Here is a 24345-nt window from a genome sequence, read left to right as displayed (position 1 = left end):
ACTTCTAATGAAAACTTTGCCATAAAAAAACTACACCTCCAATTGTTAATTGTGTCTAACAATTGGGGTGCAGTTCATGATTATAAGACTGCTGGTTTTTTTATGATTAAACTGTATAGCGCTCATCTTCTAAAATTTTCGCAGCAATTTCACGTTTCTTTGGAATTACGTTAAGCGGCGTATGACGAGTGAATTTGCGAAGCGCTGATAACATCATGCGTAGCATATCACCATTTTCAACTGCAATAATTGTTTCTTTCGCATCTGATTCGATTTGATTGAACGCTTCTTGGCAGAATACTTCAGTGTATAATACTTTTTGTTTATTCTTTTCAAGACCAGTTGCTTTGATTGCTTTTTCTGTACGAAGAACAGCAGATTCCATTGCATATAAGTTGCTTACGATATCTGCAATGTTAACAAGAACTTCTTGTTCTTTATCTAATGCTTTACCGTATTTTTGAACAGCTAATCCAGCTACCATTAAACCGATTTTCTTCGCATTATTTACTAAATATTTTTGAAGTGCTAATGGCTCATCGCCTACTTCTTCTGGCATCATCATCATTAACTCTTCTTGTAATTTTTGTGCTTTTTGCAGAAGTGGTAATTCACCTTTCATCGCTTTACGTAAGAACGTACCTGGGACGATTAAACGGTTAATTTCGTTCGTTCCTTCGAAAATACGGTTAATACGAGAGTCGCGGTACATTCTTTCAATCTCATACTCTGCCATAAATCCGTAACCACCATGGATTTGAACACCTTCGTCTACTACGTAGTCTAATACTTCAGAACCAAATACTTTATTTAAAGAGCACTCAATTGCGTATTCAGCGATAGAAGCTGCTACAGCTTTACCATCTTTTACTTCTTCTTCAGTTAATGTGCTCATACGGCTTTCAAATAAACCTACTGTACGATATACAGAACTTTCTGCTGCATATGTTTTCGCTGCCATATTTGCAAGTTTTTCCTGAATTAATGGAAAGCGAGAGATTGGTTGTTTAAACTGTTGACGTTGGTTTGCATATTGCGCTGAAATTTCTACGGCACGTTTCGCAGACCCAACTGTACCAACACCCAATTTATAACGACCGATATTTAAAATGTTGAAAGCAATGACATGACCTTTACCAATTTCACCAAGTACATTTTCTTTCGGCACTAATGCATCTTCTAAAATTAACGTACGAGTTGAAGAACATTTAATACCCATTTTCTTTTCTTCAGGGCTTGTAGATACGCCTGGATATTCTTTTTCTACGATAAATGCTGAGAAGTGCTCACCATCTACTTTTGCGTATACGATGAATACATCAGCGAACGCTGAGTTTGTAATCCATTGTTTTTCTCCGTTTAACACGTAATGTGTTCCTTCTGCATTTAAGCGTGCTGTTGTTTTCGCGCCTAATGCATCCGATCCAGAACCCGGCTCAGTTAATGCGTATGCAGCTAATTTTTCACCTGTTGCTAGTAGCGGTAAATATTGTTTCTTTTGCTCTTCGTTACCGAATAATACGATTGGTAAAGATCCGATACCAACGTGAGCACCGTGTGTAATTGCAAATCCACCAGCACGAGCGAATTTCTCTGCAATTAATGCTGAACTCACTTTATCAAGTCCAATTCCGCCGTACTCTTCTGGTACGTCAGCTCCTAATAAACCAAGTTCACCAGCTTCTTTTAATAAGCGAACAGAGCGGTCAAACTCGTGTTGCTCTAAATACTCAAGCTCTGGTAGAACTTCATTTATGATAAAGTCCTCTGTCGTTTTCGCTATCATTTTATGCTCATCGCTATAATCTTCCGGTGTAAATACTTGATCAATCGTAATCTCATCAACTAAAAAGCTACCGCCTTTAACTGCATTTCCCACTGTTTTTTCCATGAAAATTTCCTCCTTCATATTTTCATAAGCCGCTTCTCTCATTTCAAGAGAAGCTGGCTCTTCCTTTATTTTTTACATCCTTTAATTGCTTCCACTCTTTATTTATCTAGCCCCGATAGCTAGAACGTTCGGTTGTTTCCACTTTTTATAGTAGCTCAAACACCCCAGCAGCTCCCATTCCGCCGCCGATACACATTGTTACAATGCCGAATTGTTCGTTGCGTCGTTTCATCTCATGAATAAGAGATAATGTTAATTTTGCTCCTGTACAGCCAAGTGGATGTCCAAGTGCGATTGCACCGCCGTTTACATTTACCTTTTCTTCATCTAAGCCAAGCTCACGAATAACTTGAATCGATTGAGATGCGAATGCTTCATTTAACTCAAATAAGCCGATATCAGATAGCTCTAATCCTGCTAATCTTAAAGCTTTTGGAATCGCTGCAATTGGCCCAATCCCCATTACTTCTGGCGGTACACCAGCTACTGCAAATGAACGGAATTTCGCAAGTGGCTTCATGCCATCGCTCACTGCTTTTTCACGATCCATCAGAAGTACGGACGCTGCACCATCACTCATTTGTGAAGAGTTACCAGCAGTTACAGAACCGCGAACGTTAAATGCTGGACGTAATTTTCCTAAGATACCTAATGTCGTATCTGCTCTTACTCCTTCATCTTGTGAGAAGACGATTGTTTCTTCTTGAATTTTATTATTCGCTGCAACAGTACGTAGCGTTACATCAACAGGTACTGTTTCGTCAGCAAATTTCCCTTCCGCTAATGCCTTTGCTGCACGCTGATGGCTTCTTACCGCAAACGCATCTTGCTCTTCGCGGGAAATTCCATATTTCACAGCAACCTGCTCTGCTGTATGACCCATGCCCATATAATATTCTGGAGCCGCTTCTACAAGGCGGCTATTTGGACGAACGACGTGTCCCATCATTGGCACTAAACTCATCGATTCAGCTCCGCCAGATAATACAGCTTCAGAGTGACCAAGCATAATGCGCTCTGCACCGTAAGCGATACTTTGTAAGCCTGAAGAACAGTAACGGTTAATTGTAATAGCCGGAACATCATAAGAAAGTCCTGCTAATCCGCCGATATTACGCGCCATATTTAAGCCTTGTTCTGCTTCTGGCATCGCACAACCAAAAATTAAATCATCAATTGGTCCTTCATAATTATTTGCACGCTTTAACGTTTCTTTTACTACTAACGCCCCTAAATCATCAGGACGAACTGTTTTTAATGAACCTCTCTTTGCTTTACCAATTGGCGTTCTTGCTCCCGCAACAATGACAGCTTCTCTCATGAACGATATCTCCCCTCGTTATTAGTTACGTAATGGCTTTCCTTTTACAAGCATGTGCTGCATTCTTGCTTGTGATTTCATCTCACTTACTAAACTGATAAATGCTTCACGTTCCACATCTAATAAATACTGCTCATCAACTTCTGTTCCGTACGGTACTTTTCCGCCGGCAATGACATATGCGAGCTTTTTCGCAATGTGTAAGTCGTATTCGGAAATGTAACCAGATAGATGCATTGCTTCAGCTCCAAGTAAAAGCGTTGCATATCCTGTCTCACCAACAACAGGTACCTTTTTACGAATCGGTGCTTTGTAACCCGCTTCATATAAAGCAAGTGCTTTTTGTTTTGCATCATATAATAAGTGATCACCATTCACACTAATACCATCTTTATCGCCTAAGAAGTTGCGAGAAACAGCCTCTTGCGCTGATGTAGATACTTTTGCCATTGCGACTGATTCAAACACTTTATTTGCAACCTTTTGCAGGTCAAATTCTACACCGTTTGCCATTTTGTTTAAGTGTTTAATGTATAGCTCTTTGTTACCGCCACCGCCGGGGATTAAACCAACACCAACTTCTACTAATCCCATATACGTTTCGCTAGAAGCTTGAATGCTAGCTGCTGGTAAGCAAACTTCTGTACCGCCGCCAAGCGTCATACCATATGGCGCTGCAACGACTGGCTTAGAACTGTACTTAATTTTCATCATTGCATCTTGGAAGTTTTTCACGACCCACTCAATTTCAAAGTAGTTATCATCTTGTGCTTCCATTAAAATCATCGCAAGGTTTGCCCCAACGCAGAAGTTCTTCGATTGGTTCCCGATAACAAGTCCTTTATAATTCTTTTCCACTTCGTCAACAGCGTAATTAATCATTTGCGTAATATCCATACCGATTGCATTACTCTTTGAATGGAATTCTAAGCAAAGGATGCCATCGCCTAAATCGATTAAGCTTGCTCCGCTGTTTTTCTTTAATACACCATTTTTCTCTTTTAATTGTTTAAGCGAAATCGCCTTTTTATTACGTTCGATCAGCTTATATTCACCGTTATCGTAGTAATAGCTTTCGCCATTATCATGTTTATAGAAAGAACCAAAACCTTTCTCTAACATGTCTTTCACCCATGCCGGAACAACTTGGCCGTTCTCTTCCATCTTTTGAACTGATTTTTCAACACCGATTGCATCCCAAATTTCAAACGGACCTTGCTCCCAGCCAAATCCCCATTTCATCGCTTGGTCAATTGCGACAATATCATCTGCAATTTCTTTATGAAGCTTCGCTGAGTATAAAAGCGTCGGTGTGATAATATTCCATAATAGCTCTCCTGCACGATCCTTCGCATATACAAGCGCTTTCAATTTGTTCGCTAATCCTTTTTCTTGTTTGCTTAACTCTACAGAAGCAGCTTTTAATTTTTTACGAGCTCCATACTCCATTGTTTCAGGATTTAACTCTAAAATTTCTTTTCCTTGTTTTAAGAAGAAACCTTGACCAGTTTTACTTCCAAGCCATTTTTTATCAAGCATATCATGCATGAAAGCTGGTACTTTAAATACATCGCGTTCTTCTTCCTGTACATTTTCATATACATTGTTCGCAACATGAACGAATGTATCTAAACCAACAACATCTAACGTGCGGAACGTTGCACTCTTTGGACGACCAATTAATGGCCCTGTTACAGAATCCACTTCCCCAACGCTATAGCCCCGCTTAATCATTTCTTGCAATGTTACAAGTAAGCCGTACGTACCGATGCGGTTTCCAATAAAGTTTGGTGTATCTTTCGCGATAACAACGCCTTTTCCAAGAACGTCTTCGCCAAATAATTTCATAAAGTTTAACACTTGTGGATCTGTTTCTTTTGTCGGTATAATCTCTAGAAGTTTTAAATAACGTGGTGGGTTAAAAAAGTGCGTTCCTAAGAAGTGTTTTTTGAAGTCATCTGAACGACCTTCTGCCATTTTTTCAACGGAAATACCTGATGTATTTGAGCTCACAATCGAGCCAGGTTTACGAACAGCATCTACTTTTTCAAATAGTTTCTTTTTAATATCTAAGTTTTCAACAACAACCTCAATAATCCAATCTACATCAGCAAGACGCTCAATGTCGTCTTCTAAATTCCCTGCTTCAATCAGCGCTAGATTATCTTTCACTGTAAGAGGAGCTGGCTTTTGCTTTACTAATTTTTGTAGTGCCCCGTTACTAAAACGATTTCTCACACTTTTATGTTCTAATGTAAGTCCCTTTGCTTCCTCTTCTTTTGTAAGCGCCTGAGGTACAATATCAAGCAGTAATGTTGGTATACCGATATTGGCTAAATGTGCAGCAATCCCTGAGCCCATTACGCCAGAACCGAGAACAGCAGCCTTTTTAATTTGGAACATCCATTTCTCCCCCTATTCTTGAATGAATGCTCATTCAATTTTTCGACATACGTCGCAATCAATGAGTGAGCCTCTACTAATAAATATATGATACTGTTTAAATTTTCGCAATATATTTATTGATAAAATTTTCTGAAATAAATTTTTTTCTTTTGTTTGGGTACTCTATAATTGTGTATTTTCTTGATAAAATACGCTTTTTCCTTTTTAGAATTTGACAAAAATGGAGGAATATATATGGGAAAACTTAAGAAAGACCCTTCAAATGCGGGTGTTAGTGCTGCAAGTGTAACAGGAAATGCAGGACCGGTGGATCGCGGCATCGAAAAAGGTCGTCAAGGTAACAACCAACAATACAAAAAGCATAACATGGGTGAAAAATAACGCTATATGCGCTTGTTCAAAAAGAAGGATAACGAGAGCCGAGCAGTTCGAGGCGCGGAAGCCGGGAGGATACGGAGTGTAGGTGAAACTACATGAGTACCGGACTGGCGACGTAACGAAGAAAGCGGGCAGCTATCTTTACCGGACTTTTTGAACTTCCGCTATATTTTTGGGCAGAGAACGTGGCATAATGAGTATTGGGCTGCTTTTCTGCCCAATTTATTTTGTATATACATAATGCGAAACAAAAGAGGGACTACATAATGAAACGAACAATAGTCATGATTGTAATGATTGCCACACTTTTTACAAGTATGATCTTCTTCTCCTATGCACAGCGGCAAAAAGACGTGCGAGAGAATCAGCCTGCTATTACAGGGAAATACGGCATTACAATTGATGCCGACACTGGCGAAATTCTATATGGAAAACGGGAACAAGAACGTTCTTACCCAGCTAGTGTAGCAAAAATGATGACAACTCTTCTTTTACTAGAGAATGTGAAAAAAGACGAAGAAATTACAATTACAGAAAATGCGATAAAAACGGAGAGTCAAAGTAAGAAAATTAAACTTCGCGCGGGTGAAAAATTAAAAAGGGATGAAGCATTGAAACTAATGCTGATTATCAGTGCCGATCCAATCTCTGAATCCATTGCAGAGCATATTGCGGGATCAAAAGAAGAATTTGTAAAAATGATGAATGCAAGAGCAAAAGAACTTGGGACAAAGCATGCCACTTTTAAAAACGCGAGCGGAGCTGATGCAATGGGCAATAAGGTATCACCTTATGACATCGCAATCATTACGAAAGAAGCTTTGAAATTCCCAATAGTGCTTGATTATATGAATACAATGCACACAACATTACATACTTCACAGCGGTCTCCAAAAATCGCAAACTATGGCCGTGAAGAACTTTACGATGATCCATATGCAATTGGAAGTAAAAGCGGTTTATCTGCTTTAGGAAAATACACGGTCGTAACAGTCGATGAAAAAGACGGTAAACGAGTTATTAACGTTGTACTGTCTTCTACTCGTACTCAGTTATATCCAGATACGAAAAAGATGGCACATTATGCATTCAAGCAATTAAAATAACCAAGGAGTATTTAGACTCCTTGGTTATTTTTTGATCATTCCTTTTAAAACGAACGCAACGTTTGCTGGACGTTCTGCTAGGCGGCGCATGAAATAACCATACCAGTCATTTCCATATGGCACATAAACACGCATTTTGTAGCCTTCTTTTACAAGCTCAAGTTGACGTTCTGTACGAATACCATATAGCATTTGGAATTCAAATTGATCACGTGAAATATTATGTTCCTCAGCAAGTTTCTTCGTATATTCAATAATTGCTTCATCATGTGAAGCAATTGCAGTATAATTTCCATTTAATAAGTGCATTTTAATAATCTTTTTATAATTGTCATCTACATCTTTCTTGTCTGGGAACGCCACTTCTTCAGGTTCTTTATAAGCCCCTTTTACAAGACGTAAATTAGGACTATATGCATTTAAATCCTCGATGTCTTTTTCTGTACGATATAGGTAAGCTTGAATAACAGTACCGATATTATCGAATTCAGATTTTAATTGCTTAAAGATATCAATTGTTTTCCCGCAACGCGTGTAGTCTTCCATATCAATGGTAACAAACACACCATTTTCTTTTGCAGCCTCTAAAATGCGGCGCATATTATTCATTACGATGTCATCTGAGATGTCTAATCCCATAGAAGTCATTTTTAAAGAAAGCTGTGAATCAAGTTTTTCGCGTCCAATTGCACGGATTGCTTCAATCGATTGGCTTGCCATTTCATTTGCTTCTGCTTCATTGTCGACGAACTCACCTAAATAATCGATTGTCACACAAAGTCCTTGCTGATTTAATTGTTTAATAGCTGCAGCAGCTAAATCAATTGTCTCCCCTGCGACAAAGCGCCCTGCACCAAAGCGTAAACCGTACTTCTTAGCCAGTTTTGTTAGCGCTTTATTTTTTGACAAGAAAAGAAACGAATTGCGCATTAATTGTTCCATGTAATTCACCCCTATGACTGTACTTTATCTGTTTTTTACCCCTCTTCAAAATTATATCATTGTTTAAAATTATTTGATACAAATAATTATTTAGATAATTTATAAAATACTATAAAAATGTTTAAAAGCCTATAATGTCGCTTTTAAATATTCATAAAAATTTTTCGACATTTAAAAAGAAACTAGAGAAACAAGTGAATAACTAGCCTAAAATAAAAATTCGACAACACTCGTCATACCTCTTACTTCTCCCTATAAATTATACAAAGATATTAATGTGACTGAAGATGAATACAAATATAACATCATGAGTGTACTTAATTCCCTCCTATAAAAATCGAGTGGAAAAGGTGGGAGAAGATTTCTGTTGAAATAAGCATAGAAAGTGTAAAAACATAGGATCCTAGTTTCACTTTAAGGTATTATCCTGTACAGCATATACAATTTTGTCGGGGCGAAAAATAATAATTGGAGTGTGAAAAATGACAAAAAGAATAAATGCGCAACAAGTTCGGATTAAACCTTGGAACGATGCCAATCTTACTTTACTTCGTCTTATGAATACACCTGAGATGTTAGAATACCTAGGAGGTCCCGAAACCGAAGAACAACTCCTCGCTCGTCACGAACGGTACCTTAGGATTAGTAGACTTGGGACCGGACGTATGTTTAGCATCGTCCTACTCCCGCAACTCGAAATTGTTGGTAGCGTTGGCTATTGGGACAACTACTGGCAAGAAGAGACCGTGTATGAAATTGGATGGAGTGTCCTACCAGCATTTCAAGGTAGAGGAATCGCAACAAACGCCATTGAACAAGCTATCGCTCATGCTAGACTGGAACAAAAGCACAGATTCATGCATGCCTTTCCTTCCATCAGTAATCCTGCTTCAAACGCTATTTGCCAAAAACTCGATTTCTTATTTATTAGTGAATGTGATTTTGAATATCCGCCAGGGAGTATCATGCAATGCAATGATTGGCGTTTAGAGATAGCTCCGACACCATAAAGCAATTCCTTTATAGATAGTTATTTTGTCGCGATAAAAGAAAATTTACATGTTGTTGGCTAATTTAGTGGAATAGCGATAATCAATTTAAAGCTTGGGGATTATTTTTCCTAAGGCTTTTTTGTTAGAGAATTACAAAATAAAAAAGCATCTATCTTTAGATGCTTTTTTCAATCAAAAAACTATTTTTCTTTTTTCCATGATATTTGAAATTCCCCACCATGTTCTTCCGTTTTAATCTTAACCTTATATGTATCATCTTTAGGTACTTTAATATTATTTTCGCCTTTTCCATTATTAAGCTCTAATATTGTATTATCATTTGAATCCACAACATAAGCAATTATAGTTCCTTGTTTAGTTTTATCATCAAAAGAAAATATCCAATTCTCACCTTTTTTAACTTTCATATCTTGAGTCGCAGAGCCAGTAAATCTTTTATACTTCCCAGACATACCATCTGAAGCACCATGAACTTTACCACCAACGATAGTTCCTTCTCTTGTAAAACAACCACTAAGAACTACTAAACATAAAACAAATAAAATTGTATTTTTAAAAATTTTCAACATCATTACCCCTTCTATTCACAATAAAATTTTCATAATTAAAGCTTATAAAAATAACTATAATAAAAAATATATATCCTAGTGAATATAAATTTTTAATATTATAGTTATAAGTTCAAATTATTATTTTAAATCTTCACGTAACTTAATTTCCTCTTCATTTATGTAACCAGTAAAAATAACTTCTGATATGTGTTCATGATTGAAAAACATATTATATTCACTTGAAATATTTCCAATAGGATAATAACAAGCTACATAATCCCAAGTTTCCTTAGTTTTTGAATCTTCTTGTTTTCTACCATATATCATCAAAGGTTGTTCCCATGTTTTAAATTTCACAACTGAACCGATGGGAAGTAATGTATCTTTCTCTGTTTTTTCCATTATTAAATATATTTAATAATAACTAAAATATCGGTTACAAATAATAAAAATTTATAAAGAAAAGACTTTTTAATTAAAAAGTCTTTTCTTTAAATATATATGTATTAAAATCTATATTTTTTTACTGTACAAGGAATAGTTACAATGTATAAATCTATAGCATAAATTGTAACTAAAATTCCCTTTCCTTCAGCTTCTAACTTTTTATTTAGTTGAGATAAATGCTCTGAAACTTTTCTTTTCCCCCATCTTCTAGGAAGCCATTGAAAAACCTTAGGAACATTATGTTTCTTGTTATACCACACATTCAATCTCCAAAAAGTGAAAAAAAACGAGACAATAATTATAATACAAAAAATATCAAAATATGAAATTCCTAAAATCATATTATATATTCTACCTTTTCACTAGAAATTTGATGATCTATCTTCTAAAATTTCACTCTTTAACTATTTCAAAAACACTAATACCTTAAAAATAATTACTGTTTTTCTTCACTTTCTTTTTTAAATAACTTTTGAAACTCTAATTCTGTTTCATTAATAAAACCAAGATGTAAAACACTAGAAATATCTTCATGATTCAAAAAGAAATTATACTCCGAAGAAATATTACCATGAGGAAAATAACAACATACATAATCCCATGTTTTTTTTGTTTCAGAATCCATCTGTTTTCTTCCATAAACCATTAATGGATGTTCCCAATCTTTAAACATTACAACAGAACCTATTGGAAGTAATTCTAACTCTAAATTTTGTCCCATCTTATTTTCCCCTTCTTAAAATAGCTTTTTTTATAATAAAATAAGTGATAGAAAATAATAAACAAGTACCAATTATACCAAAAACTGCAACTGAAATGTTACCTGCTAATGTTTCATTCGGATCTAATGCATTAGGTAAAATTGTACCGAAAATTGCAATACAAGCTAATATAATCATAAGATATTTAAAATTTTTCACTTTTTTATTCATACTAATTATCTCCTTTATTCCTTAATAGCAAGTTCTCCACCAAATCCCCATAAACCTACACCAGGACCAAATGGTAAATGGAATTTGAATCCGCTTTTTCCAGCTTCTAAAGATCCCCCCATTGTCCCAAGAGATGCTGATCCTCCAATTTGTAGTTTTTTATCAGTAAATGGAAGAGGGATTTTTACAGCACTCTCATATTTTACTAGAGTAGCTTCAGCTCCTATATGTAAATTTCCATTTTCTACATGAGCACCTAACTCTGCAGTAGCAAGTGCTACTTTACCCTCAGCTCCTAATCCACTTCCTCCAATATTCTCTCGTTCTATTCCAGCTTGAGCTACTGTAAAACCAACCATAGGTCCATAAGTTTGTTCCCTCTTTTCTTTATCTTTTACATCAAATCTATCATAAGTACGAGAACTTACAAATGGTTCCGCTTCAAGTGTAAGACCTTTAATAAATAAACCACCATATCCCTTTTCCTCTACAAAAGATTTCTCATACTTTTTACCGTTAATTACATTACCAATTCCTTTTACAACTACTCCAGCACCTGCTTCAACTGCAGATTTTGTATTCATCAAAAGTGAATCATTTTTAGAACTTTTAGATGAATATTCCGAGTCAGCCTTTTCAAATTTCTCTGCTATACGAACTAATTCATCTTCTATTTGTTTTAAAACATTAAGAAAAGATTCATGTGCTTTATTCATTCTAGGTAAATCATTATAAAAACTTAAACTTGATGCACCAATCCATCTCATTTGAAGATTAAATAATTCCCCTTGAATTTTCAAATGACGATCTGATTCTACATTACTAGCATATTTAAAATTCTTTGCAATTCTTCTCAATTCTTCCGGTTTAACTTGTATATTCCCCATGTATATCCCCCTAATAAAACATTCAATAAATTTCATAATATAAATATTTAATTCTAATCATTAAAAATCCTACTTTTTCTTACTTTAATTGTTTCTAAAATATAGAAAAGAACCCCTAAACCAAATATCTTTTCAGCATTAGAAATATTGTTACCTAATTTAATAATAGGTGCATTTAATCCAAATCTTTCATTCCATTCCAAAGGCATATATCCTCTTTTACAATTTATTAATATACGATCATCTCTTGTACGAAAAGACGTCTCGAAAAAATCAAATTCCACTTCTACCTCAGAAAGTTTTATCTCTTTTTCATCCATCAAAGAACCACGTACCATTCCAAATCCCTGTATCATATTTTCTTTAAACATACCTACACAATTATAATTTGAATCATAAATAGCCCAATCATAATTTTCAACTTCACCATCAAAATATGCAAGAATTTCTCCATCACTTGCTTCTAATCCAAAAACTTGTTTATGTTTTAAAAAAGGTAATGTTGAAGAAATCATCTTTGTTCCTGCTACATATCCCCCATCAGGAGTATATAAACCGAAATGTTTATTGCTTTCGGGCAATTCTAATAAAACATAAGTGTCAATATCCCAAAACGTTACATCATTTTTAACCATATTCTCTTTTAATAAATTCCCTTTTCTTAATTGCCAAAATCCAATTCCCAAAACAACAAACGAAACTATAATAATGAAGATTACTTCTCCCCAATTAACATAACCCCAAGTATTATATATACAAAATAATCCAAAAAGAAAAACTCCCGTTCCAATTAAACACTTAAACTTCCCTTTCTTTGTATAATACTCAAATAATTCCACGCAAACACCTCTATCAGTCGGTCTTAATATTTCAATTATTCTTCAAATATATCAAAGATAAACTATATCGCCCAACATTTTTTTAGTATTTATTATATTTAAAAATATAACATACAATAAGTGGAAGAAGTCTAGATCCATCTACAAGTATTCCTTGTTGTCATGATGTTATTTTTTACAAAATAATGGTAACTAGAATAAAAAAGAAGACTCTTACTGAATTCCTATCAAATCACTATTTTACACTTGAACCCTGCACTTTGTGTGAGAATTTTTTATAAAATAAAAGACACTCAAAAAAGTGCCTCTTCCACATAAAATATAAAATGCAGACCTATAGCAATCCATCTTTAACAATATTTAGCCTTGCCTATAGGTTTATAATTATTTTTTTCTTCTTGTCCCAGAAATTTGGTGTGAATTGTAATTGTAACTTTTCCCCTACAGGTTGTTCAAAGACCATTGAACCTGTTACCTGGCCGTTTGGTGCTAATTGCCCAGAATTCAAAGCATTGTTTTGGTTAACTGTTGAAAACATCACGCTTGTGATATTTCCCTTACTATTTTTCATTTGGAAATCAAGTGAACTATACGGAATATCCTCTTTTCCACCGTTATAGATATTTACCGATACAACTATATATTCATGACCTGGTTTCGGTTTTTCAAGTTCCCCACCATTTGATTTTTTTACATCTGTAACAGTAAGCCCATGATCACCAAGTTTAATTGTTTCTCCAACAGAGTATTCTTTTTTCAAATCCTTTTCGGCATTTTGAACCTCTTGTCCATCTGTTGTCACTTCTTCCGCTTTGTATTTCGTTTTCGGATCACCAAAAATAAGCATCATCAACATAAATGTAGTAAAAGTGCCAACTACGACAATTGCGCCCCATCCGACATACTCCCAAATCTTCGACTTCTTTTCAGCATCCACTTTCATTTCTCCCCTTATATATAAATTTAAATAAATAATATCAAACATATAAATTTTACAATGTCATATCATGTCGAAAATAATAAAAAAACCACTCTATGAGCGGCTTTTAGTCTTTATGATTACGATGTTCTTCATTTAACTTCTTAATATTAGCTATTAAATGTACCATTTCTTCTTTTGCATCTGGATACGTCTCATTCCAATGCTTTACTAAAGCAGGCATCGTTTTCGCGATATAAGAGTACAATGCCCATTTTTGCACCTGTTCTTTTCTTTCTTCACTGCTTTCCCCTAGCAATAATTCTGTATACTTTTCAAGCAACCCATCAAACTGCTCATTAAACTTGTCACTCATCGTTCTTCCTCCTTCTCTAAATTCCACAATTGATAATAAAAAAGTGTATCATGCATATACCCGTCTTGCCTAATTTATACACATAAAAAAAGCAGCGAAAATCGCTGCTTTTCCCTATAATTTTGATCGAACAGAGTTTAATTTTTTCTCCATTGTGCTTTCTTTATCGCGACGATCATCAATACGAATTGTTGTCGCTACACGCTTTGCACCTTTTGTATATGGTACCTCATGCATTTGTTGAATTACTTCAAGTAATACAGGAAGATCTCCTTCAATTACTGTATTCATCGGTGTTAATTGATACTTCACGCGATCTGCATTTTTCTCTAACACTTTTTGTACTTCTGCTACATATTCACTTACGCTTGGATTACCTGTTCCAACTGGAATAATCGATACATCAACAATTGCCATGATCGTTTCCCTCCTATGTTTTCTTCATTTCTATTGTACAAAACTCTCTCCTACTTTACTAACCATAACTATACTTTTAATTTATTTTTCATAATATGCTTATTCGTAGTAATCCTTCTCCATCTGTTATGCATATATTGATGGTACCCTTTTTTAATCACCTTATCCTTTTGAAAGGAAGTGGACACATGAAAAAGTTGTTTCTTACTTTATTAGCTATTCCGCTTCTATTTGGAACAACAGCGTGCGACATATGGCAGAAGGACCCAAAACCAGTGGAAAAACCTGAACCGAAGCCAGAACCAGCACCTAATCCAACTCCAACGCCTAGTCCAACCCCTCAACCTCCCCCAACTCCACCACCTAATCCAACTCCGCCACCTAATCCACCAGCTTCAGTAGATACGGCACAAATCATGCAAAATCTAGTAAATGCAATTAACTCAGTTGGAAGTTCAAATGGCATTACCGTTAGCAGCATTAAACTCTTTACTGAAACAACACAAATCGCAACATACAACGGAATCTTTACTACGAAATTTGGATTGGGTGTTTCCATTTATAAAGCAACTGGTGGTATCGCTGCTGTTGCCATCGCCGGGTCAGGTACATCTAAAGAGCAAATTGACGCCTTTTATTCCACAATAAAGAATGTAATTAAAGCTCTTGATCCAGCTCTAAGTGAGCAAGATTTAAATACCATATTAGAAAAACTCGGTTCGAAAGATTACTTTCAGACAAAGCAATTCTCAACTCGAGCAATTAACGGTACACTAACTGTTACTGAAAACAATGGTACACTCATGTTCAAGGCGATTCATAATTAAACAGACAACAAAGAATAGGGTCCATTCGGATTCTATTCTTTCTTTTTTCCTGGTTAAAAAGTGAAGCACTTGTGTAAATGCACATACTTCTTTATTCTTATGTATAGAATCTAACTTGTTCGGAGGGCATTATGTTACAAAAATTCGGTTTCTCACAATATGAAAGCCAAGCATATGAAGTCGTAGTCTCAAGCGTTGAACCACTAGATGCAACAACGATTGTAAAACATTCAGGTGTTCCAAAAGCAAAAATATATGAGGTATTAGCGCGCCTCATCGATAAAGGAATGGTCATGGATTCCGTCTCAGAAAAGAAAAAGCTATATACCGCCCTGCCACTAGACCTTGCCATCCAAAAATTAACGACAGAATTTCAATCTAATATTAAAGAACTCCAAACAAATATTTCAAAAAAATCATTCACAGATGATCGGGTTTGGAGTTTAAAAATGCAATCTTCTATTCAAGTACAAAGTAAACAGTTAGTAGAAGAAGCGAAACAATCTATCCGTATCTCCGCTTGGAACGATACCTTTTTAGAGTATCTTCCCTTACTTGAAACAAAAGCAAAGCAAGGCGTTGATATTGAGGCACTTGTAGTCGGTAATGTAGAAACAAAACTTGCAAATATTCATTTTCTTATCCCAACGGAAGAACCTAACGCATTAGAACGCTACTTACTTCTGATTATTGATGATCGTGAAATTTTATTTGCTGGGGTAGAACAAGAATCTTGGCAGGCAATGAAAACAATGTCACAGCCATTCGTGAAATTCTTTACAGAGTTCTTCTATCACGATGTGGCCCTTGCGAAAATTACACAGAAACATCACGACCTCTTTATGAATGATGAGGAAATACGAAGCATTTTAATGAAATTACGATACTAAAAATAGCAAAGGAACTTCCTTTGCTATTTTTCTTTTGTTTCTTTATTTCAATTAACAACTCAATAATCTTCTCATTTTGCTTAACCTGTTTATCATAATTATGATAGAGGAAGCGAATCCATCGTAGTACAAAAGTAATCAGAAAAACTGGTAACACCATCGCCAAAAAGCCAATCACTGATTCGAAACCCATATGCCATCACTCCCCTCTCTGTACCCTTACATACAAAAATGGTAAATACTTCAATTTATTGCAAGCAAAAAAGAACCTATCAAACGATAGATTCCTTCTTTGCCACATGAGTAGACTGCCCTCTCGTAATCGAGAAAATCGCACAAAATAGCGCTAAAATAACAAATCCGCCGCCTACCCAAGCATTATATATAACAGATGATTGTTCAATCACAGCCCCGCCCACCGTTGAGCCAAGTGCAATTCCTAAATGAAGTGCTGAGTTGTTTAAGCTTTGCTGAATGCCAGCTGATTCTGGTGCAATTTCAATTAAATAATTTTGCTGCGCCGGTGAAATCGCCCAGCTTAACATACTCCAAAGTCCCATCATAATAATAAATAGCGGGAATGAGAATGTCATCATCGGTAAAATAAAAATCGCACATGCAAAGACGATAATAATAGAGATAATACTTTTCTTCGATCCCCATTTATCAGCAAGCCAACCTCCAAAACCGCCGCCGATTACTGCAGCGATACCGAAAATAAAGTAAAACACGCTAATCCAGTTTGCTTCAACATGCATCACATCTTTTAAAAACGGTGTCAAATATGCATATAGTGTTAAATGTCCTGTTAAGAATAAGAATGATGTTAACTGCGCACTAACGATCTTTTTATCTTTCAAAGTAGCAATTTGTTCTCTTATCGACAATACAGCTACTGGTGGAACCTTTGTTAAGAATAAAGAAATACTAGCAATTGCGATAACTGTTAATACCGAAATTAAAACAAATGGTGCACGCCATCCGTATGCATTTCCAAGTACAAGACCTAACGGTACACCAAGTACGAGTGACCCACTAATCCCCATAAAAATAATTCCAATTGCACGCGCACGGAAATGCGGCTCTACAACACTAGAAGCCAGTGTCACTGACAATGCAATAATTAAAGACCCACTTGCTGCACAAATGACCCTTGAGAACATGAGCATCCCGTAATTCAAACTAAGTGCTGAAATGATATTACCAATTAAGAAAATAGATAATGCCCCGATATATAATGTCTTACGCTCAATTTTTCCTGTCACCGCCAATAAAATTGGTCCTGAAAGAGCAAACACAACCGAGAATATTGTAATAAGCTGGCCCGCTGCACTAATAGATACACCTAAATCATTCGCGACTAAATCGAGCGTTCCTCCAATAATTAGCTCAACCGTCCCGACTACGAATGCCGCAATCGCTAAAATATATACACGAAAATTCACGTTTTTCCCCACACTTTCTTTCGTTCGCTTTTGGTTACTACAATCATAGTAACCAAAATAACATTTGCAATCAAGTGTAAATTCTCCTGCATACGACTAGAAATTTTTTACAACTGAAAAGAGCAGACATATCATATGCCTGCTCTTTGCACTATCCCTATTCTTTAGGGCCGCGTTTCTTTTTTCTTATTTAAATACCAGTAAATCGGTAGACCTGTAAATACCATTCCAATCGATAAGAAGCAGCTTATTGGATCATTAATAATCGCACTTCCAATTACGAATAGTGATCCTAAAATCGCCACGATTGGTACAATCGGGAATAGCGGCACACTGTATGCACGTTCTTTCCCTTCATTACGTTTTCGTAAAATGAAGACCCCAATAAATGTCATCACATAGAAAATATAAATAATAAATACAGAAATCTCGGAAAGCTTATTTGGATCACTAATAATCATTAAAATAATCCCTAATATGATTTCAAAAGTAATCGCATTTGCTGGTGTTTTAAACTTTTCATGTGCCTTAGCAATAAACTTAGAAAATGGAAGTTGTCCACGTTCCGCCATTGACATTGGAATACGCGGGAATGTTAAAATCTTTCCGTTTAAGCATCCAAAAATAGAAATAATAATACCGATACTAATGATTTTCCCGCCATGTTCTCCAAGAAGCATACCTGCTGCTGTCGCTGTCGCGTTTTCTCCAAGATCTACAATCTTTGCTGCTGGTAATACTTTCAGCAATGCTAAATTAATTAATACGTAAGCTGCTGTTACAATTAAAATCCCTAATGTCATTGCCTTTGGTAATAACTTTGTTGGATTTTTCATTTCACCGCCGATAGAAGCAAGTAAAATCCAACCATCATAAGCAAATAACGTTGCTAAAATTGCCATCCCAATGCTTTGATTTTCTGATATCGGTACAACTACGTTAAAGATATCACTATTCCCTTTCCAAAAACCTAAAACAACAATTAACACGATCGGAATCATCTTTCCAACTGTTGTAACTGTTTGAACAATACCTCCATACTTCGTTCCAACACTATTGACAATACCAAGGAACACAACTGTTCCAATTGCTATTGGTAAATTCCATACTTTATCTAGATAGAAAAAGTTAATCACTAAAGAACTAAAATACAAACCTAATGTCCCAATAATAGCTGGACCATATACAATTGTTTGCATCCAGCCGGATAAATACCCCCAAAAGCTTCCGTAAATCTCCTCTAAATATGTATACAATCCACCATTTTTTGGAATTTGTGCTCCAATCTCAGCTACAGTTAAACCACTAGCTAATGTTAACAAGCCACCTATTACCCAAGCAAGAATTGCCATATTAGAACTCCCTGAGTAATCTAATACACTCCCTGGCTTCATAAATACACCAGATCCAATAATAGTTCCTACGACGATTGATAGTGCTACCGTTAAACCAATTTTGTTTTTCTCATCATGATGCATGCCGCATTTCCTCCTTCCAATTCTAGTGTGATGCAAAAATGAAATAAAAAAACACTCCTCCCTAAAAAAGGGACGAGTGTTGTATTCGTGGTTCCACCCTTGTTTCATCAGCAAAGTAACACACTTCACCAATTTCTCAAGTCTAAATAACGGCTTTTGCCGGCAAGCAATTACTAGATATTCGTTCACTGCTGCAGTTCAGAGGTGGTAATCCATTTTTCCGTATTAGGAAGCTCACAGCCAAAGGCCTCCTTCTCTGAGAATCGTAAAAAATCGATCATGTCCTCATCATCACTTCTTGATGTCGAATTTTGTAGTTAATGTTCATTATATTGAATGTTCTAAAAAAATCAATATTATTTTTATATAACATACAAAATATTTCTTCTCATATTATAACAGAACCTAATACATTTCTCTAATTTTCGATAAAAAAGGACAGATTTCTTCAAGAGAGAAATCTGTCCTAGAATAAACTCTATATCGTTTCTTTCGGTTGCCCATACGAAAGAAACTTCTATTAACGGTTTTTACACTTTCTATATTTCAATTAGTTACTTGCCTTCTTCATTAAAAATTTATGATCTTTAATTGGAAAATCGACACCTAGCTCATCTAATTGTGCTTTTACTTTGTCCATAATCGCTTCCGCTTTTTTCTTTGTCGCATCATCAAGGTTTGCAAACATTTCTTCTTGTTTTCCTTTTTTAGGAAGTTTCACACCTAATTCTTCCAGTTTCTCTTTTGCTTGTTCATGAGTTAATGTACCAGATTTCTTCTGATCCATAATTGCTTTTACCTTTTCTTTCGCCTCGTCATCAAGGTTCGCTAACATTTCCACACGCTTCCCTTTTTCAGGAAGATTTACACCTAGTTCGGCTAGTTTCTCTTTTGCTTGTTCATGTGTTAATGTACCGGATTTTTCCTGATCCATAATCGCTTTTACCTTTTCTTTCGCCCCATCATCAAGGTTCGCTAACATTTCCACACGCTTCCCTTTTTCAGGAAGATTTATACCTAGTTCGGCCAATTTCTCTTTTGCTTGTTCATGTGTTAATGTACCCGATTTTTCCTGATCCATAATCGCTTTTACCTTTTCTTTTGCCCCATCATCAAGGTTCGCTAACATTTCCACGCGCTTCCCTTTTTCAGGAAGATTTACACCTAGTTCAGCTAATTGTTTTTTGGCGTTCTCCATAATCGTTTGTACTTTTTGTTTCGTTGCTTCATCCAATTTTTGATTCTGATTTCCTTTTGTCGTTTGTTCTGTTGCTGATGTAGAATTGGCATCGTTCGTTGCCGCAAAAGCAGGAACACCTACTCCCCCTATGATTCCTAGTGATAAAGCTCCGGCAGCTACTAAATATCCAACTGTTTTTTTCTTCTTCATAGAAAACTTCCTCCTTCATTTTGTATCACATACATTTCGAAAACATGTACACTCTCGTATACAATACATATAGTAAAGTTGGTTTCTTAATTTTCCCTTAACTGTTTCTACAAGACTTGGCGACTGTAAAAAATGATTCTATTGTGGTACCAAAATTCAATACATCAAAAAAGCCACTCCTAAATTAGAGTGGCTTTCTTCTATGCATTTTGTAATTGTCCTTGTTCACGATCCATTACTTTTCTAAGCACAATTGTTTGTAGCATTGTAAATATGTTACCTGTAATCCAGTATAATACAAGTCCTGATGGCGCCGCAAATCCCATAAATAAAATCATTGCTGGCATCATGAACTGTTGCACTTTCAGCATTTGAACTTGCTCTCCAGGTGTCACATTTGACTGCATAACCTTCATTTGAATAAATGTTGTCAGTGCTGCAAGAATCGGTAATATATGATACGGATCTGCATGTCCTAAGTTTACCCATAAAAATGAAGATGTACGAATCTCTTCAGTCCGGCTAATCGCATAATACAATGCTGAAAAAATCGGCATTTGTATTAAAAGTGGCAAGCAACCAGCTAAAGGATTCCACCCACCTGTTTTCATTAGTTCTGACATTTCTTTTTGATATTGTTTTTGTTTTTCAATATCTTTGCTTACATCACCATGTTTTTCTTTCAACTTTTGCATCCCTGGCTGCATTTTTTTCATCTTCATTTGACTACGATATTGCGAAACAGCTAATGGGATCATTGCTGAGCGAACCAAAAGCGTAATAATAATAATCGCAATCCCAAAGCTTCCACCAGGTACATGATGTGAGGCAAATTGAAGCATAAGTGAGATTGGATATACAAAATAGTGATTCCAAATCCCAGTACTATTTGCATCAATCGGTGCCGTATTGCTACACCCAGATAAAACAAAAACAAGTAATAATGATAAACTAACGAGCACAGCTCGGTATGATTTTAACATGTTCATTCCTCCAATGTTTCGTAATTAGTTAGCGAAACATTGGTGTATACGGACCGACCTCGTCACTCTCTCCGCTCGATTCTTGTCTACGAACCGAACGAATCATTCCATATTTATAGAAGATAGAAAAAAGCGGAGTATTTCCTATACGCTCTTCACATGTATCAACTAATGCGAAAGCTTTTTGTCTACCGCTCGATGTTTGCTGGCGTACAAAGCGAGAAACATTAGCGAGAAAAAAGACTTCTAATAAACAAAGCGCTGTCGTTACAACAGATATATATAGAATTGCATCTTGCAATAAAAATTCCATCGCTTCACATCCTTAATAAGTTCATTTTAGCACATTCCACAAATGTTCTCTATTTTCTTTTATTTTCAAATTAAACCTTTTGCATATTTTATCAGGAAAATATACGAAGACGATTAGTGTATTCGCTTTCTTTAGTATATTCACACACATAACTGAATAGGTTTGATTTGTTAGAAATTTATAAAATTTTTGCATTATAATAAAACTATTGCCAGTTTTTGAAAAAAGCATTATTCTCTTCTTGTAATCAAAAATGAATATGGAGATGAAACATACTATGGGTCAATTAGGAGACGCCGATTACGTTCCCGACACCGCCTTTTTATCCTTCCCAGCAGCTAGAACATTTCATTTAGAATTTATAATACAGTTGATTGTTATTTTTGTAGCTTCGATTTTGTATGCTATTTCAATGAATATGTTTTTTATCCCGCATAATATGATTAGCGGTGGTTTCGCTGGTGTAGGGATGATTATCGGTTATTTAATGCACTATAATATCGGTGCACTTATCTTTTTATTAAACATCCCACTACTTGTTCTAAGTCACTTTTACTTAGGAAAGAAGACAACCTTTTTAACAGCTTATTTCGTGGCTGTATCATCACTTGCCATGAACATTATCCCCGTACATCAAGTATCAGATGATATTTTACTTTCTTCTGTATTTGGTGGTGTTATCTGTGGTGCAGCATCAGGAATTATATTCCGATTTGCATCTTCAACTGGTGGATTTGATATTGTTGGATTGATTGTAGCGAAATATAAAGACATTTCGATTGGTGCCATTATTTTTGTCTTCAACTTAGTCTTACTTGTTGTCGCTGGCTTTATTTTCGGATGGGATATTACACTGTACACGTTAATTAGCCGTTTTGTTGTCAGCAAGATAATTGACGCTGTGCACACAAAACATATTAAATTAACGATAATGACAATTACAGAAAAAGGCGAGGAAATTAAAAGCGCACTACTGCATCACGGTATACGTGGTGTGACGATGGTAGACGCTGTCGGCGGCTATACCAACCATAAGAAAAAAATGATTTACACCGTCGTAACTCGTTACGAATTAGGAGAAATAAAGCGTATCATTCGTCATGTAGACAATCATGCGTTTATGAATATTACAGAAACCGTTGAAATCGTTGGACGTTTCAAACGTATATAAGAAAGCGCAAGGAATTATGATTCCTTGCGTTTTTATTTATCCTACTATTCGCGGACAGTAAGACCCCCACCTCAAAATTCAGCAAGAGCATTGTCCAGCTCTAGCGGCTAGAATCTCTGGTCGTTTCGCCCCCTCGGACGAGGCAAAAAGCGCCTCTCTGTCGGGAGCTCCAACGTCCTGCGATTCTGAGCAAGCCGCTTCCGCTTTTCTAAAGAAGTTAGGTGGGGGATTAACTGACCGTAAAAGCCCGATTGGTTCACCTAATACAAATGGAAGGGTTTTAACTGATATAAATTTCTTCTTACACCAGCTAACTTACGATGTGTATGTATTCGTTCCACGCAATAATCTTTGATTGTAATTATGAGCTGCAAGTGCTCCCCAAACCATACAAATAATATGTGTAACAAAAAGCCCAATCCCAAATGTTACAATACCTACAATTAATTCAATAATAATCATAATAATTGCACCAATAATTGTTGAATACAGCATTCCAAAAGAACCAAACAAAAACGTTAATACTAAAGAAACCCCTATACTTTTCGTAGGTGTAACTACAATATGCTGCTTTTGTGTACCCATCTAATCAACCTCCTCTTTATTAACTAAAAATTCAGTCAAATTAATTGTACAATAAAATGGGATATTAATCCATAAAATATAATCCTTCGAATTATTTTACACTTATTACAAAATCAGATAATTCCTATTATTATTCTACTAAATATGTTATAATACAATAAGACTTACAAAAAAGAATGTATAGACTTGGGAGTTTCTCTTACTTTTATAAGCAAAAAGAAACGAGAAGTCGGGTATATCTCAATGCAAGTTTACGTAATAACTAATCATTTTCATATCGTACAAGAAACGGTTTAAAAAGACCGCTCATCTTAGTTATTCTTCTTTAATCTTTTTATAAAAAAGATACGTACAACTAACACTCACTTCTATTATTATACCTACCTTTTTGACTTCCAAATCATCTTATTACATAAGGAGATGAACATATGAATCAAAATATACGCTATATAGTAGCTGTACTGTTTGCTATCATCGGTGGCACGATTTGCTTCTGGACAAACATTCAGCTGGGAGAGCATATCATTTTTAATGGAATCGAATCTGTTGTAAGCGCTTCAATATTAGGTGGATATATTTTCTTCCTCTTTAATCCAGAAGAAAATGCTCAAAAAACAATGCTATTAACAATGATTGGAATCGTTGGTGGATGTATTTCCTACTCAATGACAAACTATACATTACCTCTTCAATTAAGCTCAGCTTTCTTCCACGGTCTTTGGACTTGGTTTATCGCATTTTGCTTAGCAGATGTATTTAACCTATTGCAAGATCCTGAAGAAGAGACTAGCCAAGGAGTCGAAAGTAATTCTTAATAGGAAAGAAAGAGGCTGTAAGA

At 35.7% G+C, this 24345-nt stretch carries 28 protein-coding genes and 1 other annotated feature; of the genes, 7 read left to right on the top strand and 21 right to left on the bottom strand.

Annotation, left to right across the window (positions count from 1 at the left end; translation table 11 throughout):
• Positions 1 to 106 precede the first annotated feature (106 nt).
• The 3 genes from J4P91_RS12190 to J4P91_RS12180 all read right to left on the bottom strand — a co-directional run bounded on the left by J4P91_RS12190 (position 107) and on the right by J4P91_RS12180 (position 5615).
• Positions 107 to 1891: an acyl-CoA dehydrogenase family protein gene (locus J4P91_RS12190; protein WP_207994328.1), complete on the bottom strand. Its 1785-nt coding sequence runs from the start codon at positions 1889 to 1891 to the stop codon at positions 107 to 109.
• Positions 1892 to 2036: 145 nt separating this feature from the next.
• A complete protein-coding gene (locus tag J4P91_RS12185) occupies positions 2037 to 3212 on the bottom strand; it encodes an acetyl-CoA C-acetyltransferase (RefSeq protein ID WP_207994327.1) in 1176 nt (391 codons plus the stop codon).
• Positions 3213 to 3233: 21 nt separating this feature from the next.
• Complete coding sequence (locus J4P91_RS12180) at positions 3234 to 5615, bottom strand: 3-hydroxyacyl-CoA dehydrogenase/enoyl-CoA hydratase family protein (RefSeq protein WP_207994326.1); 2382 nt, start codon at positions 5613 to 5615, stop codon at positions 3234 to 3236.
• A 237-nt stretch (positions 5616 to 5852) separates the two neighbouring features.
• Here J4P91_RS12180 and J4P91_RS12175 point away from each other — a divergent pair, with 237 nt between their 5' ends.
• Together J4P91_RS12175 and J4P91_RS12170 are read left to right on the top strand one after the other, a co-directional pair.
• Complete coding sequence (locus J4P91_RS12175) at positions 5853 to 5999, top strand: YuzL family protein (protein ID WP_207994325.1); 147 nt, start codon at positions 5853 to 5855, stop codon at positions 5997 to 5999.
• 263 nt (positions 6000 to 6262) lie between these two features.
• Positions 6263 to 7102, top strand: a complete 840-nt coding sequence (locus tag J4P91_RS12170) for a D-alanyl-D-alanine carboxypeptidase family protein (protein ID WP_207994324.1) — start codon at positions 6263 to 6265, stop codon at positions 7100 to 7102.
• A gap of 24 nt (positions 7103 to 7126) precedes the next feature.
• Here J4P91_RS12170 and J4P91_RS12165 read toward each other — a convergent pair whose 3' ends face one another.
• Complete coding sequence (locus J4P91_RS12165) at positions 7127 to 8044, bottom strand: proline dehydrogenase family protein (protein ID WP_207994323.1); 918 nt, start codon at positions 8042 to 8044, stop codon at positions 7127 to 7129.
• 482 nt (positions 8045 to 8526) lie between these two features.
• On the opposite strand from J4P91_RS12165, the gene J4P91_RS12160 reads away from it, so the two are divergent.
• Positions 8527 to 9054 (top strand): GNAT family N-acetyltransferase, encoded by a 528-nt coding sequence (locus J4P91_RS12160; RefSeq protein WP_207994322.1) that lies wholly within the window; start codon positions 8527 to 8529, stop codon positions 9052 to 9054.
• Positions 9055 to 9236: 182 nt separating this feature from the next.
• On the opposite strand, the gene J4P91_RS12155 is transcribed toward J4P91_RS12160, so the two are convergent.
• The 10 genes from J4P91_RS12155 to J4P91_RS12110 form a co-directional block, all read right to left on the bottom strand.
• Complete coding sequence (locus J4P91_RS12155; RefSeq protein WP_207994321.1) at positions 9237 to 9626, bottom strand: hypothetical protein; 390 nt, start codon at positions 9624 to 9626, stop codon at positions 9237 to 9239.
• A gap of 120 nt (positions 9627 to 9746) precedes the next feature.
• Complete coding sequence (locus tag J4P91_RS12150) at positions 9747 to 10010, bottom strand: DUF4176 domain-containing protein (protein WP_207994320.1); 264 nt, start codon at positions 10008 to 10010, stop codon at positions 9747 to 9749.
• A 104-nt stretch (positions 10011 to 10114) separates the two neighbouring features.
• Positions 10115 to 10396 (bottom strand): hypothetical protein, encoded by a 282-nt coding sequence (locus J4P91_RS12145; protein ID WP_026049296.1) that lies wholly within the window; start codon positions 10394 to 10396, stop codon positions 10115 to 10117.
• A gap of 95 nt (positions 10397 to 10491) precedes the next feature.
• On the bottom strand, positions 10492 to 10776 hold the full coding sequence (locus J4P91_RS12140; RefSeq protein WP_017153268.1) for a DUF4176 domain-containing protein: 285 nt from the start codon (positions 10774 to 10776) through the stop codon (positions 10492 to 10494).
• A gap of 1 nt (position 10777) precedes the next feature.
• Entirely contained in the window at positions 10778 to 10987 is a 210-nt protein-coding gene (locus J4P91_RS12135; protein WP_017153269.1) for a hypothetical protein, read from the bottom strand.
• Between the two features lie 14 nt (positions 10988 to 11001).
• Complete coding sequence (locus J4P91_RS12130) at positions 11002 to 11874, bottom strand: WXG100 family type VII secretion target (protein WP_207994319.1); 873 nt, start codon at positions 11872 to 11874, stop codon at positions 11002 to 11004.
• Positions 11875 to 11927: 53 nt separating this feature from the next.
• Positions 11928 to 12713: an ABC transporter ATP-binding protein gene (locus J4P91_RS12125; protein WP_207994318.1), complete on the bottom strand. Its 786-nt coding sequence runs from the start codon at positions 12711 to 12713 to the stop codon at positions 11928 to 11930.
• A 370-nt stretch (positions 12714 to 13083) separates the two neighbouring features.
• Entirely contained in the window at positions 13084 to 13656 is a 573-nt protein-coding gene (locus tag J4P91_RS12120; protein ID WP_243763817.1) for a DUF4352 domain-containing protein, read from the bottom strand.
• 103 nt (positions 13657 to 13759) lie between these two features.
• A complete protein-coding gene (locus J4P91_RS12115; RefSeq protein WP_017153273.1) occupies positions 13760 to 14008 on the bottom strand; it encodes a YusU family protein in 249 nt (82 codons plus the stop codon).
• Between the two features lie 114 nt (positions 14009 to 14122).
• Positions 14123 to 14425, bottom strand: a complete 303-nt coding sequence (locus tag J4P91_RS12110; RefSeq protein ID WP_001018864.1) for an MTH1187 family thiamine-binding protein — start codon at positions 14423 to 14425, stop codon at positions 14123 to 14125.
• 188 nt (positions 14426 to 14613) lie between these two features.
• Here J4P91_RS12110 and J4P91_RS12105 point away from each other — a divergent pair, with 188 nt between their 5' ends.
• Together J4P91_RS12105 and J4P91_RS12100 are read left to right on the top strand one after the other, a co-directional pair.
• Positions 14614 to 15252, top strand: a complete 639-nt coding sequence (locus tag J4P91_RS12105) for an adhesin (protein WP_207994317.1) — start codon at positions 14614 to 14616, stop codon at positions 15250 to 15252.
• A 131-nt stretch (positions 15253 to 15383) separates the two neighbouring features.
• The gene (locus J4P91_RS12100) at positions 15384 to 16142 is read left to right on the top strand and encodes a TrmB family transcriptional regulator (protein WP_207994316.1); all 759 of its coding nucleotides are present in this window, start codon (positions 15384 to 15386) and stop codon (positions 16140 to 16142) included.
• Here the strand turns inward: J4P91_RS12100 and J4P91_RS12095 are convergent.
• From J4P91_RS12095 to J4P91_RS12070, 6 genes are all read right to left on the bottom strand, one after another.
• Positions 16093 to 16335 (bottom strand): hypothetical protein, encoded by a 243-nt coding sequence (locus J4P91_RS12095; RefSeq protein ID WP_207994332.1) that lies wholly within the window; start codon positions 16333 to 16335, stop codon positions 16093 to 16095. The two genes, J4P91_RS12100 and J4P91_RS12095, sit on opposite strands and share 50 nt — an antisense overlap.
• Before the next feature lie 79 nt (positions 16336 to 16414).
• Positions 16415 to 17587, bottom strand: a complete 1173-nt coding sequence (locus J4P91_RS12090; protein WP_207994315.1) for an MFS transporter — start codon at positions 17585 to 17587, stop codon at positions 16415 to 16417.
• Between the two features lie 164 nt (positions 17588 to 17751).
• The gene (locus tag J4P91_RS12085; protein WP_207994314.1) at positions 17752 to 19065 is read right to left on the bottom strand and encodes an APC family permease; all 1314 of its coding nucleotides are present in this window, start codon (positions 19063 to 19065) and stop codon (positions 17752 to 17754) included.
• A 65-nt stretch (positions 19066 to 19130) separates the two neighbouring features.
• Positions 19131 to 19366: a binding site (T-box leader), on the bottom strand.
• Between the two features lie 249 nt (positions 19367 to 19615).
• Positions 19616 to 20455, bottom strand: a complete 840-nt coding sequence (locus tag J4P91_RS12080) for a hypothetical protein (protein WP_207994313.1) — start codon at positions 20453 to 20455, stop codon at positions 19616 to 19618.
• A 200-nt stretch (positions 20456 to 20655) separates the two neighbouring features.
• Positions 20656 to 21438, bottom strand: coding sequence for a membrane protein insertase YidC (locus tag J4P91_RS12075; RefSeq protein ID WP_207994312.1), 783 nt, complete (start codon positions 21436 to 21438; stop codon positions 20656 to 20658).
• A 28-nt stretch (positions 21439 to 21466) separates the two neighbouring features.
• Positions 21467 to 21751, bottom strand: a complete 285-nt coding sequence (locus tag J4P91_RS12070) for a hypothetical protein (RefSeq protein WP_017153280.1) — start codon at positions 21749 to 21751, stop codon at positions 21467 to 21469.
• A 277-nt stretch (positions 21752 to 22028) separates the two neighbouring features.
• Here J4P91_RS12070 and J4P91_RS12065 point away from each other — a divergent pair, with 277 nt between their 5' ends.
• Entirely contained in the window at positions 22029 to 22922 is an 894-nt protein-coding gene (locus J4P91_RS12065) for a YitT family protein (RefSeq protein WP_017153282.1), read from the top strand.
• A 315-nt stretch (positions 22923 to 23237) separates the two neighbouring features.
• On the opposite strand, the gene J4P91_RS12060 is transcribed toward J4P91_RS12065, so the two are convergent.
• Positions 23238 to 23507 carry a hypothetical protein gene (locus tag J4P91_RS12060; RefSeq protein WP_017153283.1) on the bottom strand — a complete coding sequence of 90 codons (270 nt, stop codon included), beginning with the start codon at positions 23505 to 23507 and terminating at the stop codon, positions 23238 to 23240.
• A 428-nt stretch (positions 23508 to 23935) separates the two neighbouring features.
• On the opposite strand from J4P91_RS12060, the gene J4P91_RS12055 reads away from it, so the two are divergent.
• Positions 23936 to 24322 carry a DUF3938 domain-containing protein gene (locus tag J4P91_RS12055; protein WP_017153284.1) on the top strand — a complete coding sequence of 129 codons (387 nt, stop codon included), beginning with the start codon at positions 23936 to 23938 and terminating at the stop codon, positions 24320 to 24322.
• The last annotated feature ends 23 nt before the right edge of the window (positions 24323 to 24345 follow it).

This window comes from Bacillus sp. XF8 (genome assembly GCF_017498755.1).
GTDB lineage: Bacteria > Bacillota > Bacilli > Bacillales > Bacillaceae_G > Bacillus_A > Bacillus_A bingmayongensis.
Note: the sequence above shows the minus strand (reverse complement) of the source record. Positions and strands in the feature narration are given on the sequence as shown.

Excerpts from the sequence above, each read along its gene's own strand:
- J4P91_RS12190 (WP_207994328.1), bottom strand. The coding sequence starts at position 1,891 with ATGGAAAAAACAGTGGGAAATGCAGTTAAAGGCGGTAGCTTTTTAGTT.
- J4P91_RS12185 (WP_207994327.1), bottom strand. The coding sequence starts at position 3,212 with ATGAGAGAAGCTGTCATTGTTGCGGGAGCAAGAACGCCAATTGGTAAA.
- J4P91_RS12180 (WP_207994326.1), bottom strand. The coding sequence starts at position 5,615 with ATGTTCCAAATTAAAAAGGCTGCTGTTCTCGGTTCTGGCGTAATGGGC.
- J4P91_RS12175 (WP_207994325.1), top strand. The coding sequence starts at position 5,853 with ATGGGAAAACTTAAGAAAGACCCTTCAAATGCGGGTGTTAGTGCTGCA.
- J4P91_RS12170 (WP_207994324.1), top strand. The coding sequence starts at position 6,263 with ATGAAACGAACAATAGTCATGATTGTAATGATTGCCACACTTTTTACA.
- J4P91_RS12165 (WP_207994323.1), bottom strand. The coding sequence starts at position 8,044 with ATGGAACAATTAATGCGCAATTCGTTTCTTTTCTTGTCAAAAAATAAA.
- J4P91_RS12160 (WP_207994322.1), top strand. The coding sequence starts at position 8,527 with ATGACAAAAAGAATAAATGCGCAACAAGTTCGGATTAAACCTTGGAAC.
- J4P91_RS12155 (WP_207994321.1), bottom strand. The coding sequence starts at position 9,626 with ATGTTGAAAATTTTTAAAAATACAATTTTATTTGTTTTATGTTTAGTA.
- J4P91_RS12150 (WP_207994320.1), bottom strand. The coding sequence starts at position 10,010 with ATGGAAAAAACAGAGAAAGATACATTACTTCCCATCGGTTCAGTTGTG.
- J4P91_RS12145 (WP_026049296.1), bottom strand. The coding sequence starts at position 10,396 with ATGATTTTAGGAATTTCATATTTTGATATTTTTTGTATTATAATTATT.
- J4P91_RS12140 (WP_017153268.1), bottom strand. The coding sequence starts at position 10,776 with ATGGGACAAAATTTAGAGTTAGAATTACTTCCAATAGGTTCTGTTGTA.
- J4P91_RS12135 (WP_017153269.1), bottom strand. The coding sequence starts at position 10,987 with ATGAATAAAAAAGTGAAAAATTTTAAATATCTTATGATTATATTAGCT.
- J4P91_RS12130 (WP_207994319.1), bottom strand. The coding sequence starts at position 11,874 with ATGGGGAATATACAAGTTAAACCGGAAGAATTGAGAAGAATTGCAAAG.
- J4P91_RS12120 (WP_243763817.1), bottom strand. The coding sequence starts at position 13,656 with ATGAAAGTGGATGCTGAAAAGAAGTCGAAGATTTGGGAGTATGTCGGA.
- J4P91_RS12115 (WP_017153273.1), bottom strand. The coding sequence starts at position 14,008 with ATGAGTGACAAGTTTAATGAGCAGTTTGATGGGTTGCTTGAAAAGTAT.
- J4P91_RS12110 (WP_001018864.1), bottom strand. The coding sequence starts at position 14,425 with ATGGCAATTGTTGATGTATCGATTATTCCAGTTGGAACAGGTAATCCA.
- J4P91_RS12105 (WP_207994317.1), top strand. The coding sequence starts at position 14,614 with ATGAAAAAGTTGTTTCTTACTTTATTAGCTATTCCGCTTCTATTTGGA.
- J4P91_RS12100 (WP_207994316.1), top strand. The coding sequence starts at position 15,384 with ATGTTACAAAAATTCGGTTTCTCACAATATGAAAGCCAAGCATATGAA.
- J4P91_RS12095 (WP_207994332.1), bottom strand. The coding sequence starts at position 16,335 with ATGGGTTTCGAATCAGTGATTGGCTTTTTGGCGATGGTGTTACCAGTT.
- J4P91_RS12085 (WP_207994314.1), bottom strand. The coding sequence starts at position 19,065 with ATGCATCATGATGAGAAAAACAAAATTGGTTTAACGGTAGCACTATCA.
- J4P91_RS12080 (WP_207994313.1), bottom strand. The coding sequence starts at position 20,455 with ATGAAGAAGAAAAAAACAGTTGGATATTTAGTAGCTGCCGGAGCTTTA.
- J4P91_RS12075 (WP_207994312.1), bottom strand. The coding sequence starts at position 21,438 with ATGTTAAAATCATACCGAGCTGTGCTCGTTAGTTTATCATTATTACTT.
- J4P91_RS12070 (WP_017153280.1), bottom strand. The coding sequence starts at position 21,751 with ATGGAATTTTTATTGCAAGATGCAATTCTATATATATCTGTTGTAACG.
- J4P91_RS12065 (WP_017153282.1), top strand. The coding sequence starts at position 22,029 with ATGGGTCAATTAGGAGACGCCGATTACGTTCCCGACACCGCCTTTTTA.
- J4P91_RS12060 (WP_017153283.1), bottom strand. The coding sequence starts at position 23,507 with ATGGGTACACAAAAGCAGCATATTGTAGTTACACCTACGAAAAGTATA.
- J4P91_RS12055 (WP_017153284.1), top strand. The coding sequence starts at position 23,936 with ATGAATCAAAATATACGCTATATAGTAGCTGTACTGTTTGCTATCATC.